This is a genomic window from Pseudomonas parakoreensis (assembly GCF_021602155.1).
Lineage (GTDB): Bacteria > Pseudomonadota > Gammaproteobacteria > Pseudomonadales > Pseudomonadaceae > Aquipseudomonas > Aquipseudomonas parakoreensis.
In genome coordinates this window covers 202,007-214,582 of record NZ_BQHY01000001.1, presented here as the reverse complement: position 1 = coordinate 214,582, position 12,576 = coordinate 202,007, and the positions used below count along the sequence as shown (strand labels likewise).

Here is a 12,576-nt window from a genome sequence, read left to right as displayed (position 1 = left end):
TAAGAGAGGATGCTCATGACAGATTTTGCCAACGCCACTCCGGCTAACGTCGACGTCGTAAAGCGCGAGCGCTGCTACGAGGGCTTCTACAAGCTCGACCGTTTGCACCTGCGCCATGAGCTGTTCGCCGGCGGCATGAGCCGCGAGATCAACCGCGAAGTCTTCGTGCGTCACGATGCCGTGTGCCTGCTGCCGTACGATCCGCAGCGTGACGAAGTGGTGCTGCTAGAGCAGTTTCGCGTCGGGGCCATGGGCAAGACCGACAACCCGTGGCTGGTTGAGCTGGTCGCCGGTCTGATCGACAAAGTTGAAGTGCCGGAAGAAGTTGCTCACCGCGAGGCACAGGAGGAAGCTGGACTGGACATCAAGGCCCTGTGGCCGATGACCAAATATTTTCCGTCGCCGGGCGGCAGCAACGAATTCGTGCATTTGTACCTGGGGCACTGCAGCACCGACGGCGCAGGCGGCCTGCACGGGCTGGAGGAAGAAGCAGAAGATATCCGCGTTACGGTCTGGGCCTTTGAAGATGCCTTGCAGGCCGTCCGTGACGGACGCATTGCCAATGCGGCGAGCATCATCGCCTTGCAATGGCTGGCGCTGAACCGCGCCGAAGTGAGGGGGTTATGGTCGTAAACAAGCTGCGCGATCGTTATCGAGTTGACCTTGCGGGGCTGCAAGCCGCCTGCGAGGCCAACTACGCGCGCCTGATGAGACTGGTGCCGGACATGCGCAACGACCCCGAAGCGCGGCGCATCGCCGTGACCCAGGGCGAGCAGATGCTCGGCGTGCTGGCCCTCGAGGTGCTGCAGACCTGCCCGTACACCACCACTTTGCAGGTGCGCCAGGAGCACAGTCTGCCGTGGTTGCCGGTGCCGCAACTGGAGGTGCAGGTCTATCACGATGCGCGCATGGCCGAGGTGATCAGCGCCGAACATGCACGACGCTTTCGCGGCATCTATCCTTACCCGAACGCCGCGATGCATCAGCCGGATGAAAAGGCCCAGCTCAATCTGTTCCTGGGGGAATGGCTGAGCCATTGCCTGGCCCTGGGGCACGAGTACGAAGTCGTACGCTAGTTGTGAACTGCGTCCGGTTCGCCGGTTTCCCCTTTGCACCATCCCCCAGCATAATTGCGGCACTCAACCGATTCCGTGCTTTTGCCCTGGGAGAACGCCTTGCCGAGCGTATCCACATTGACCACCGCCGATCCGGCGTTGCTGGTGCAGTTATCCGACAGTCACCTGTTCGCCGAGGCGGACGGCACGCTGCTGGGCATGAACACCCGCGAGAGTCTGCAAAAGGTCATTGAGCAGGTACTCAAGCAGCAGCCGCGGATTGACCTGATGCTGGCCACGGGGGATTTGTCACAGGACGGAACACTTGAGTCGTATCAACTGTTTCGCCAGATGACCGCGCAGATCGATGCGCCGGCGCGCTGGATTCCCGGCAATCACGATGAGCCGCAAATCATGGCTCAGGCCGCGGTGCAAAGTGCATTGCTGGAATCGGTGGTCGATGTCGGCAACTGGCGCGTGACCTTGCTCGATTCGGCGGTGCCGGGCTCAGTGCCGGGCTATCTGCAGGACGATCAGCTGCAACTGCTGGCCCGTTCGTTGAGCGAAGCGCCGGAGCGCCATCATCTGGTGTGTTTTCATCATCATCCGGTGTCGATCGGATGCCCGTGGATGGAGCCGATCGGCTTGCGCAACCCGGAGGCGTTTTTCGACGTGCTCGATCGTTTTCCACAGGCCCGCGCGGTGCTGTGGGGGCATGTGCATCAGGAGATCGATCGCGAACGCAACGGCGTACGGCTGATGGCCTCACCGTCGACCTGCATCCAGTTCGAACCGGGCAGTCACGACTTCAAGGTCGGCGAACAGGCGCCGGGCTATCGCTGGTTGCGGCTGTTGCCGGACGGGCGGCTGGAAACCGGTGTCGAGCGCGTTACCGACTTCCAATTCACCGTCGATTACGGCTCCAACGGCTACTGACCCCCCCTGTAGGAGCTGCCGAAGGCTGCGATCTTTTGATCCTGTTTTTAAAATCAAAAGATCGCAGCCTTCGGCAGCTCCTACAGGAGGTAGCGGGGACCGGGAGGGCAGCATTGCAGCAGGGCATGCACATCATTTGTATGGCCCATCCCACCGCGACTCCCTGTAAACTCCGCTATCTTTCGCCGACACTCAGGGAGCTCCAATGTCCGGTTCGATCCTCTATATCCACGGTTTCAACAGCGCGCCAGCCTCGAAAAAGGCCTGTCAGCTGGTCGAGGTGATGGAACGGCTGGGTTTGAGCGAGCAATTGCGTGTCCCGGCGCTGCATCACCACCCGCGTGAAGCCATCGGTCAGTTGCAGCAGGCGATTGCCGAGCTGGGCCGGCCGTTGCTGGTGGGAAGCTCACTCGGCGGCTACTATGCGACTCACTTGGCTGAGCGCCACGGCTTGAAAGCCCTGCTGGTCAACCCGGCGGTCAGCCCGCACCGGATGTTCGACGGCTACCTGGGCACGCAGAAAAACCTGTATACCGATGAGACCTGGGAACTGACCCATGACCATGTGGCGGCCCTGGCCGAGCTGGAAGTGCCGGCACCCGTGGATGCGCAGCGCTATCAGGTGTGGTTGCAGACCGGCGATGAAACACTGGATTATCGCCTCGCCCAGCAGTATTACCGGGCCTGCGCCTTGCGCATTCAGGCCGGCGGCGACCATGGTTTCCAAGGGTTTGCCGGACAATTGCCGGCGTTGCTGAGTTTTGCCGGCATTGGCGCCGATTTGTACCGGGCAATCGATTTCACCGCACTGTGACGTCTTGCCCCTTTTTCATTGAATCACTGACGATGAGACCCTATGGCCACTCCCAGCGCTAGCTCTTATAACGCCGACGCCATCGAAGTCCTCTCGGGCCTCGACCCGGTGCGCAAACGCCCCGGCATGTACACCGACACCAGTCGGCCGAACCACCTCGCCCAGGAAGTCATCGACAACAGTGTCGACGAAGCCCTGGCCGGCCACGCCAGATCGGTGCAGGTGATTCTGCACGCCGACCACTCGCTGGAAGTCAGCGACGACGGACGCGGCATGCCGGTCGACATTCACCCGGAAGAGGGTGTGTCGGGTGTCGAGCTGATCCTCACCAAGCTGCATGCGGGCGGCAAGTTTTCCAACAAGAACTACCAGTTCTCCGGCGGTCTGCACGGGGTGGGTATTTCCGTGGTCAACGCCTTGTCGTCCGAAGTCCGGGTACGGGTGAAGCGTGACGGCAACGAATACCAGATGACTTTCAAGGATGGCTTCAAGGCCACCGAACTGGAAATCGTCGGCACCGTCGGCAAGCGCAACACCGGCACCAGCGTGTACTTCGCGCCGGATCCGAAATATTTCGACTCACCGAAATTCTCCATCAGCCGCCTCAAGCATGTGCTCAAGGCCAAGGCTGTGCTGTGCCCGGGGCTGCTGGTCAGCTTCGAAGATAAAGGCACGGGCGAGAAAGTCGAGTGGCATTACGAAGACGGCCTGCGCTCCTATCTGGTAGACGCGGTCAGCGAATTCGAACGCCTGCCGGACGAGCCGTTCTGCGGCAGCCTGGCCGGTAATAAAGAAGCGGTGGACTGGGCGCTGCTGTGGCTGCCGGAAGGTGGCGACGCGGTGCAGGAAAGCTACGTCAACCTGATCCCGACGGCGCAGGGCGGTACCCACGTCAACGGTTTGCGTCAGGGTCTGCTCGACGCGATGCGCGAGTTCTGCGAATTCCGCAGCCTGCTGCCCCGCGGCGTGAAGCTGGCGCCGGAAGACGTCTGGGAACGCATCGCTTTCGTGCTGTCGATGAAGATGCAGGAACCGCAATTCTCCGGCCAGACCAAAGAGCGTCTGTCGTCCCGTGAAGCGGCGGCGTTCGTTTCCGGCGTGGTCAAGGACGCTTTCAGCCTGTGGCTCAACGCCAATCCGGAAACCGGTCTGGCGCTGGCCGAACTGGCGATCAACAACGCCGGTCGCCGCCTCAAGGCGAGCAAGAAAGTCGAGCGCAAGCGCGTCACCCAGGGCCCTGCGCTGCCGGGCAAACTGGCTGACTGTGCCGGGCAGGATCCGATGCGCTCCGAGCTGTTCCTGGTCGAAGGTGATTCCGCCGGTGGTTCCGCCAAGCAAGCGCGGGACAAGGAATTCCAGGCGATCCTGCCGTTGCGCGGCAAGATCCTCAACACCTGGGAAGTCGACGGCAGCGAAGTGCTGGCGAGCCAGGAAGTGCACAACATTGCCGTGGCCATCGGTGTCGATCCGGGTGCCACGGACATGAGCCAGCTGCGCTACGGCAAGATCTGCATCCTCGCCGACGCCGACTCCGACGGTCTGCACATCGCCACGCTGCTGTGTGCGCTGTTTGTTCAGCACTTCCGCCCGCTGGTGGATGCCGGGCACGTCTACGTGGCAATGCCGCCGCTGTACCGCATCGACCTCGGCAAAGAGATCTACTACGCCCTCGACGAAGCCGAGCGCGACGGGATTCTCGACCGTCTGGTGGCCGAGAAGAAACGCGGCAAGCCACAGGTCACCCGATTCAAAGGCCTGGGTGAAATGAACCCGCCACAGCTGCGCGAAACCACCATGGACCCGAACACCCGGCGTCTGGTGCAGCTGACACTGGGCGACGATTTTGCCCAAACCTCGGAAATGATGGACATGCTGCTGGCGAAGAAACGCGCCGGTGACCGCAAGACCTGGCTCGAATCCAAGGGCAACCTCGCCGAGGTGCTGGCCTGATGCGGTTTGGCTGGGCCTTGGCGGGTGCCTTGCTGCTGAGTGCGATGAGCGTGTCGGCCGAACCGCTGCAGGAGTTGCGCGTGCTCTCGGAACACCCGGTCGACGGCATGCGCGGCGGCAACCTGTCGGGACTGGCCATGTGTGGCAGCGAGTTGTGGACTGTGTCGGACCGCGATGACGACCAGATCTATCGACTCAACACCGCCGATCAGGTCTGGCAGGCCGAAGCCTTGCACATCGACGTGCCTCTGGTGCCGGAGACCGGTTTGCCGTGGGGATTGCGCTCGCGCAATTGGGCCGCGTCGTTCGTGCGCGGTGGCGGTCTGGATTTCGAAGGCATCAGTTGCGACAGCACCGGCAATCGCTACATCGTCAGCGAGGGGCACGCGGCGGTCCTGCAAGTGCCCGTCAGCGGCCCGATCAACTGGCTGAAGATCTCGCCGATGATGGTTCGCGAAGCGCGGGCCAGTGGCATGCTTCTGCATTTCAATGCGATCTTCGAAGGTCTGGCGATCAACCCTGCGGGCGATCAGATGTGGCTGGCCGGCGAGCGGCAAAACCGTGGCTTGCTGCTGATCAAGCGTCAGCAGACCGTGTGGGATTGCGACGGTCGTTGCGTGCTGCTCAGCGAGGGTGGCAAGGAGATGCAGCCACCGCAGTTCCCGCACGCCAAAGCGGTCGACCGCGACTTTTCCGACCTTTCGTTGTTCAACGGCAAATTGTTTACCCTTGAACGCAACGCCTTCCAGATTTGTCGGCGCGATGCGCAGACTGCCAGGGTCGAGCGTTGCTGGTCGTACGCTGCTGAACTGTTGCAGGCCAACCGCCGTTATTCGCAGAACTTCGGGTTGGAAGAAGCGCTGATCGTTGATGCGGAGGGGGCGTGGGTCGGCGTCGACAATAATTTCGGCCCGCGGGCTGACGGTGAGGTTCGGCCGATCGTCTGGCGCTTCGCCGCGCCTGAAGGTGGCTGGAGCGCCAAACCGTGAGTCAACAACCGCCGGGCAAACGCGCCGGCCGGGTGTTGATGATTATGGCCTGGTGCGCGGGACTGTTTCTGGCCACACGGTTTTTCGGCCAGTGGGAAGAACGTCAGCAGAATCCGAATGTGGTGGTCACGTCCGAGCAGCATGACGGCGTGGTCGAAGTAAAACTGGCGGGCAATGCCCAAGGGCATTTCGTCGCCAGTGGCCAGATCAACGGTGAGCAGGTGGAGTTCATGCTCGACACCGGCGCGACCGATGTGGCGATCCCGGCGGATCTGGCCAAACGCTTGAAACTGGAAGAAGGTTTCGGTGTGACCCTGAGCACGGCCAACGGCCTGAGCCAGGGCTACCGGACAAAGATCGAGCGCCTGCAACTGGGCGACATTGTGCTGCGGGACGTCCGCGCACTGGTGGCGCCGGGGCTGCATGGCGATCAGGTGCTGCTCGGCATGAGCGCCCTGAACAAACTTGAATTCACCCAGCGCGGTGGCACCATGCTGCTGCGCCAGACAACGAACCGATGAGGCCCGCATGAGCGACTCCCTTGATCTCAGCCTGGACGGTGTAGAACGCCGCTCGCTGGCTGACTTCACCGAAAATGCCTACCTCAACTACTCCATGTACGTGATCATGGACCGTGCCCTGCCGCATATCGGCGACGGCCTGAAACCTGTACAGCGGCGTATCGTCTACGCCATGAGCGAGCTGGGGCTGGACGCCGATTCCAAGCACAAGAAATCGGCGCGTACCGTCGGTGACGTGCTCGGCAAGTTCCACCCGCACGGCGACTCGGCGTGCTACGAAGCGATGGTGCTGATGGCCCAGCCGTTCAGCTATCGCTACACGCTGGTTGACGGTCAGGGTAACTGGGGTGCGCCGGACGATCCGAAGTCCTTCGCCGCCATGCGTTATACCGAAGCGCGTCTGTCGCGCTATTCCGAAGTGCTGCTCAGCGAATTGGGCCAGGGCACGGCCGACTGGGGGCCGAACTTCGACGGCACCTTGCAGGAACCTTTGGTGTTGCCGGCACGTTTGCCGAACATCCTGCTCAACGGCACCACCGGCATTGCTGTCGGCATGGCCACCGACGTACCGCCGCACAACCTGCGCGAAGTCGCTACCGCTTGCGTGCGCTTGCTCGATGAGCCGAAAGCCACGGTCGAACAGCTCTGCGAACACATTCAGGGCCCGGACTATCCGACCGAAGCGGAAATCATCACGCCGCGTGCCGACCTGCTGAAAATGTACGAAACCGGCAAGGGCTCGGTGCGCATGCGCGCCGTGTACCACGTCGAGGACGGCGACATCATCGTCACCGCGCTGCCGCATCAGGTCTCCGGGGCCAAGGTGCTGGAGCAGATCGCCGCGCTGATGCAGGCCAAGCCGTCGAAAGCGCCGCAGATCGCCGACCTGCGTGACGAATCCGACCACGAAAACCCGTGCCGCATCGTGATCATTCCGGTCAACAGCCGCGTCGATCACGAAGCGCTGATGCAGCACCTGTTCGCCAGCACCGAGCTGGAATCGACCTACCGGGTCAACGTCAACATCATCGGGCTGGACGGCAAGCCACAGCTGAAAAACCTGCGGGCATTGCTGGTCGAATGGCTGGAGTTCCGCGTACTGACCGTGCGTCGTCGCCTGCAATTCCGCCTCGACAAGGTCGAGCGCCGCCTGCATCTGTTGGACGGTTTGTTGATCGCTTACCTCAATCTGGATGAAGTGATCCACATCATCCGCACCGAGGAGCATCCGAAAGCCAAGCTGATCGAGCGCTTCGCCCTCAGCGAAATCCAGGCCGACTACATCCTCGACACCCGGTTGCGGCAGTTGGCGCGTCTGGAAGAGATGAAGCTGCGCGACGAGCAGGACGAACTGCTCAAGGAACAGGCCAAGCTGCAAGCCTTGCTGGGCAGCGAAGCCAAGCTGAAGAAGCTGGTGCGCACCGAACTGCTGAAAGACGCTGAAACCTACGGTGATGATCGTCGTTCGCCGATCGTCGAGCGTGCCGAAGCCAAGGCGCTGACCGAACACGATCTGCTGCCGAACGAGAAAGTCACCGTCGTGCTGTCCGAAAAGGGCTGGATCCGCTCGGCCAAGGGTCACGATATCGACGCCACCGGCCTGTCGTACAAGGCTGGCGATGGCTTCAAGACCTCGGCGGCGGGGCGCTCCAACCAGTTTGCGGTGTTTATCGACTCTACCGGTCGCAGTTATTCGGTGGCCGCGCACACCTTGCCGTCGGCTCGAGGCCAGGGTGAGCCATTGACCGGTCGTCTGACCCCGCCGCCCGGCGCCACATTCGAATGCGTGCTGATGCCCGAAGACGATGCGTTGTACGTGATCGCCTCCGATGCCGGTTACGGTTTCGTGGTCAAGGGTGAAGACCTGCAAGCCAAAAACAAGGCCGGTAAAGCCCTGTTGAGCCTGCCGAACAACGCCAAAGTCATCGCGCCGCGCCCAGTGGCCGATCGTGAGCAGAATTGGCTGGCCTCGGTCACGACCGAAGGTCGCCTGCTGATCTTCAAAATCAGCGATCTGCCACAATTAGGGAAGGGCAAGGGCAACAAGATCATCGGAATTTCCGGCGAGCGTGTGGCCAGTCGCGAAGAATATGTCACGGACATCGCCGTACTTCCGGAAGGCGCTACCTTGGTGCTGCAGGCCGGAAAACGGACCCTGTCGCTGAAGGCCGACGACCTCGAACACTATAAAGGTGAGCGTGGACGTCGCGGGAATAAACTCCCGAGGGGCTTTCAGCGGGTGGATGCGCTGCTCGTCGAAAACCTCAATTAGGCGAAAACGCCCTTCTAGAGGCGTCGAACTACGATTTAACGCGTAGATCGACGCTTTGGCGCTGGAGTCGGAACGCATATTCACGGATGATATGGCCTTTCCAAGCGCCGGCGTGGCCGAGCGTTCTTCATATTTATTGAGTATTTTCACTGTGGTCAGCCTTGTGGCGGCCACCTGGACGGGATGATGACTGCTCTGCGCCCTCTTATTTTCCTGCTCGCTGGCGTTTTGGGCCTGGCGGGCTGCAGCGTTCACCAGCCGGTGTCGCTGTATCAACTGGACAGCGGAAGTCCGGTTCAGCCTGCGCAAAGCGCTGGCATGGCGGTTTTGTTGGGCCCGGTTGTCGTGGCCGATTACCTGCAACGAGAAACCCTGCTGCAGCGTCAGCCCGACGGCAGCCTGCAAGCCTCGACCGATGGTCGCTGGGCGGGCAGCCTTTCGTCGGATATCGATCAATTGCTGATGCGACAGGTGGCGGGTCATCTGGACAGCCAGCGTGTGGTGCTGGCACCCGCGACGTTGGGCTTCACGCCGGATGTGCAGGTATTGCTGACCATTACGCGGCTGGATTCGGGTCAGAAACAACCGGCGATCCTCGATGCGCAATGGCGTCTGATTGACCGTCGTGGGCAGGTGCGCGATAACCGCATCGTTCATCTGCAAGAGTTGCATGCCGGAACCACGGCTTCGCAGGTGCAAGCACAGGGGATTCTGCTGCAGCGTCTTGCCGAGCAGTTGTCGGTGGCGCTCAAGCCATTGGCCAACCAGCCGCCGGTGGCCGAAGCACCGCGCAAGGCGGCGCCAAAGCCGGCCGCGCCGGCAGCCGATGCCGAGAAACAGCCAAAGATCCCGATGGCCTCGCCGATTCGTACCGATATGGAAGTGTTCCGCTTCTAAGTCTGCATCAGCGTCAAATCAGAGCCCGCCTTGTGCGGGCTTTGTTGTGTCTGGGGGCTGGAAATCTTTGCCGTCAGTGCGGGCCTCTTCGCGAGCAAGCTCGCTCCCACAGGTCTTGAAGGTGTTCACAAGGTCTGTGGCAGCCACCGTCCACTGTGGGAGCGAGCTTGCTCGCGAAAGGGCCGGTACAGGCCACAAAAAAGCCCGCAGACAATCATTTGTCTGCGGGCTTCTGTGCATCAGGTCTGAAGCTTACGCCCGGCGCTCATGCATCCGCGCCAGTTGCCGCTCGAGCATCGACGGATACGGCTCCATCAACCGCTCGACACAGCAAGCCCCCTCAGGGCTGGCGATCGGACGGATCCGCGCACGCTGGCGAATCAGCCCGTCGTCACCGATCTTGCGCTCGACCAGCAGCAGGTTGCGGCTGTGCTGCGACAGGGCCAGGGCATCCTGGGCCGAGTCGGTCAGCAGCAAGTCGATCTGGCTCAGACCGAACAGGTCGTCACCCAGGGTCAGGCCCAACTGCAATTGCAGAGTGATACCGCTGTCAGCGACTTCGATCTGCAATTGATGGCCCAGCGCCCGCAGCAATTCACCGCAGCAGATCGCATTGGTCAGGTAGTCGTCACCGCTGTCTTCGGTGTGGAACAGCATCAGCGTGCTGCCGTCGTTCAGGGTTTCGATCTCGCCCTGATACAGCGAAGCGGCCTGATCGAGGCAATCGCGGTAGCGCTCCAGCAACTCTTCCAGACGGGCACGCGGCAGGCGCCGCAGTTGTTCCTGCGAGCCCAGTTGCACGGCCAGTACCGCGCTGTGCTGGGGTACGCTGGGCGTGGCCTTGCGCGTGAGCGGTTGCGGCGCTGCATCCAGCGATTCGTCGCGCAGGTCAGCAAAAGCGTCGTCGTCCTCATCGTCTTCAACGGTGCTGACCACATGGCGCGGTGCAGGTTTTTGCGCAGCCATCGGGCGGGTTTCGTCAAAGCTCGGGTCACGCAGGTTGCGCACTTCGAACTCTGGCTCATCCTCTTCTTCGAACTCGGGTTCCGGCTCGGGCTCGGGTTTGGGCGCAGGCTCTGGGGCGAAGTTGGCGTGCAGCTGACGCGCCAGATCGCCGATCTCGTCCTGACGGTCGGTGCCCGGGGTGTATTCGTCGATGTTGCGCAGCCAGACGCGCAATTGCAGCAGCGGCGTCGACAGATACCGGCCCATGCGCAGACTCAGGGCCAGCGACAGCGCCAACAGGATCGCACTGAGAATGCCCATGCTCTGCAGGCTGATGGTCATCGGCTGCTGGAACTGATCCATGTCCAGGCTGATGCGCAGTTGCCCGGCGGTCACGTCCTGGAAGGTGATCTTGCTCTCGTACATGCCTTCGGCTTCGCCCAACAGGCTGTGCTTGGGGCGCTGACCGGATTCGGCGAGGATGCGGTTGTCCACGCTATAGATGGCCGCGTGGGCCACCAGCTTGTTCTTGGTCAGGTTGTTGAGCAGCACGTTGAGGCTGAGGATGTCGTTGGACACCAACAGCTCAGTGGCGGAGGTGGCAGTCTGCGTGGTCAGGCTTTCGCCCAGCGCGTCGGCCTGCTCGTGCATGGCCTGCTTGAACTGCAAGCCCATCACCCCGGCATAGATCACCAGGGCCAGAGCGACCAGGATCACGTTATGGCTGGCAATGCGCAATGCAATCGGCACACGGCGATGACGCAGTGCACGGAAGATCAGCAGGAAGAAGTTATCGGTTTTAACTGGCGTGGGCCGGTTCACTGAGCTCGGCTCTTTTGTCCGTGAAGTTGACGCGCAGTATAGCGACAGGCCCTAGACCGGCAAAGCGCTCGCGGTGCCCGATGGTCACTGAAAGTGGGTAGAATGCGGTTTTTTTCCAGTTGCGGGGGTGCGCGTTGCGCGAAATCGTCCTGATTAACATCACGGGAGTCGACCGTCCGGGTCTGACTGCGGCCATTACTGGCGTTCTGGCACAAGGTGGTGTGAACATTCTCGACATCGGTCAGGCGGTGATCCACGACACCCTGTCGTTCGGCATCCTGGTCGAGATTCCCGACTCCGAGCAAGGCAACGCCGTGCTCAAGGACATCCTGTTCAAGGGCTACGAGCTCGACCAGCAGGTGCGTTTCACCCCGGTTTCCGAAGAGGATTACCAGCAATGGGTGGGCAATCAGGGCAAGAAACGCCACATCGTCACCCTGTTAACCCGCAAAGTGACCGCCGGCCAATTGCAGGCGGTCAGCTCGATCACCGCCAAATATGGCCTGAACATCGACCATATCGACCGTCTGTCGGGTCGCATGCCGCTGGACACTCCGGCGGACAAGGGCAAGGGCTGCATCGAGTTCTCGGTGCGTGGCGAAGCGGCTGATCCGCAGGCGCTGCGTGCCGAATTCCTCAGCGTCGCCCAGGAGCTGAACGTCGACATCGCCTTCCAGGAAGACTCGCTGTTCCGGCGCAACCGGCGTCTGGCGGTGTTCGACATGGACTCGACCCTGATCGAAGCCGAAGTCATCGACGAACTGGCCAAGGCCGCCGGTGTCGGCGAGCAAGTCTCGGCCATTACCGAGCGGGCGATGGCGGGCGAACTGGACTTCCGCGCCAGCTTCAAGGAGCGCCTGGCGTTGCTCAAAGGCCTGGATGTCAGCGTACTGGATTCGATCGGCGCCTCGCTGCGCCTGACTGAAGGCGCGGAAACCCTGTTCGCCGAACTCAAGCGTCTGGGCTACAAGACCGCGATCCTGTCCGGCGGCTTCACGTACTTCGCCAAGCAATTGCAGGCCAAACTTGGCATCGACTACGTGTTCGCCAACGAACTGGAAGTGGTCGACGGCAAGTGCACCGGCGTGGCGATCGAACCGATTGTCGATGCCCAGCGCAAGGCGGATCTGCTGAAGGAACTGGCGCACAAGGAAGGCTTGCGCCTGGAGCAGACCATCGCCGTCGGCGACGGTGCGAATGACCTGCCGATGCTGGCGATTGCCGGTCTGGGTGTGGCATTCCGCGCCAAACCGCTGGTCAAGCAGTCGGCCAAGCAGGCGATTTCCACCCTTGGGCTGGATGGTGTGCTGTATTTGCTGGGCTTTCGCGATCGCGACGGGCAGTTGTAATTAAAGATCAAAAGATCGCAGCCTGC

11 protein-coding genes are annotated in these 12,576 nt (G+C 61.7%); 10 read left to right on the top strand and 1 reads right to left on the bottom strand.

Annotated elements, in window-relative coordinates; translation table 11 throughout:
• Nucleotides 1-15: 15 nt before the first annotated feature.
• The 9 genes from L6D63_RS00920 (at nt 16) to L6D63_RS00880 (ending at nt 9,434) form a co-directional block, all read left to right on the top strand.
• On the top strand, nt 16-633 hold the full coding sequence (locus L6D63_RS00920; RefSeq protein ID WP_047290959.1) for an NUDIX domain-containing protein: 618 nt from the start codon (nt 16-18) through the stop codon (nt 631-633).
• The gene (locus L6D63_RS00915; RefSeq protein WP_007967395.1) at nt 624-1,076 is read left to right on the top strand and encodes a DUF1249 domain-containing protein; all 453 of its coding nucleotides are present in this window, start codon (nt 624-626) and stop codon (nt 1,074-1,076) included. The genes L6D63_RS00920 and L6D63_RS00915 overlap by 10 nt, the downstream gene beginning before the upstream one ends.
• 99 nt (nt 1,077-1,175) lie before the next feature.
• Entirely contained in the window at nt 1,176-1,991 is an 816-nt protein-coding gene (gene cpdA / locus L6D63_RS00910; RefSeq protein WP_047290960.1) for a 3',5'-cyclic-AMP phosphodiesterase, read from the top strand.
• Nucleotides 1,992-2,196: 205 nt separating this feature from the next.
• Entirely contained in the window at nt 2,197-2,805 is a 609-nt protein-coding gene (locus L6D63_RS00905) for a YqiA/YcfP family alpha/beta fold hydrolase (RefSeq protein ID WP_131670970.1), read from the top strand.
• A 42-nt stretch (nt 2,806-2,847) separates the two neighbouring features.
• Nucleotides 2,848-4,755 carry a DNA topoisomerase IV subunit B gene (parE, locus tag L6D63_RS00900; RefSeq protein WP_121183399.1) on the top strand — a complete coding sequence of 636 codons (1,908 nt, stop codon included), beginning with the start codon at nt 2,848-2,850 and terminating at the stop codon, nt 4,753-4,755.
• Nucleotides 4,755-5,744 carry an esterase-like activity of phytase family protein gene (locus L6D63_RS00895; RefSeq protein ID WP_131670971.1) on the top strand — a complete coding sequence of 330 codons (990 nt, stop codon included), beginning with the start codon at nt 4,755-4,757 and terminating at the stop codon, nt 5,742-5,744. Before parE ends, L6D63_RS00895 begins: the two co-directional genes overlap by 1 nt.
• Nucleotides 5,741-6,265, top strand: coding sequence for a retropepsin-like aspartic protease family protein (locus L6D63_RS00890; RefSeq protein WP_131670972.1), 525 nt, complete (start codon nt 5,741-5,743; stop codon nt 6,263-6,265). The genes L6D63_RS00895 and L6D63_RS00890 overlap by 4 nt, the downstream gene beginning before the upstream one ends.
• Nucleotides 6,266-6,272: 7 nt before the next feature.
• The gene (gene parC / locus L6D63_RS00885) at nt 6,273-8,537 is read left to right on the top strand and encodes a DNA topoisomerase IV subunit A (protein ID WP_003221074.1); all 2,265 of its coding nucleotides are present in this window, start codon (nt 6,273-6,275) and stop codon (nt 8,535-8,537) included.
• Nucleotides 8,538-8,723: 186 nt separating this feature from the next.
• Nucleotides 8,724-9,434, top strand: a complete 711-nt coding sequence (locus L6D63_RS00880; protein ID WP_131670973.1) for a PqiC family protein — start codon at nt 8,724-8,726, stop codon at nt 9,432-9,434.
• A 252-nt stretch (nt 9,435-9,686) separates the two neighbouring features.
• On the opposite strand, the gene L6D63_RS00875 is transcribed toward L6D63_RS00880, so the two are convergent.
• Nucleotides 9,687-11,201 carry an AhpA/YtjB family protein gene (locus L6D63_RS00875; RefSeq protein ID WP_095667695.1) on the bottom strand — a complete coding sequence of 505 codons (1,515 nt, stop codon included), beginning with the start codon at nt 11,199-11,201 and terminating at the stop codon, nt 9,687-9,689.
• Nucleotides 11,202-11,335: 134 nt separating this feature from the next.
• On the opposite strand from L6D63_RS00875, the gene serB reads away from it, so the two are divergent.
• Nucleotides 11,336-12,550 (top strand): phosphoserine phosphatase SerB, encoded by a 1,215-nt coding sequence (gene serB, locus L6D63_RS00870; RefSeq protein WP_131670974.1) that lies wholly within the window; start codon nt 11,336-11,338, stop codon nt 12,548-12,550.
• The last annotated feature ends 26 nt before the right edge of the window (nt 12,551-12,576 follow it).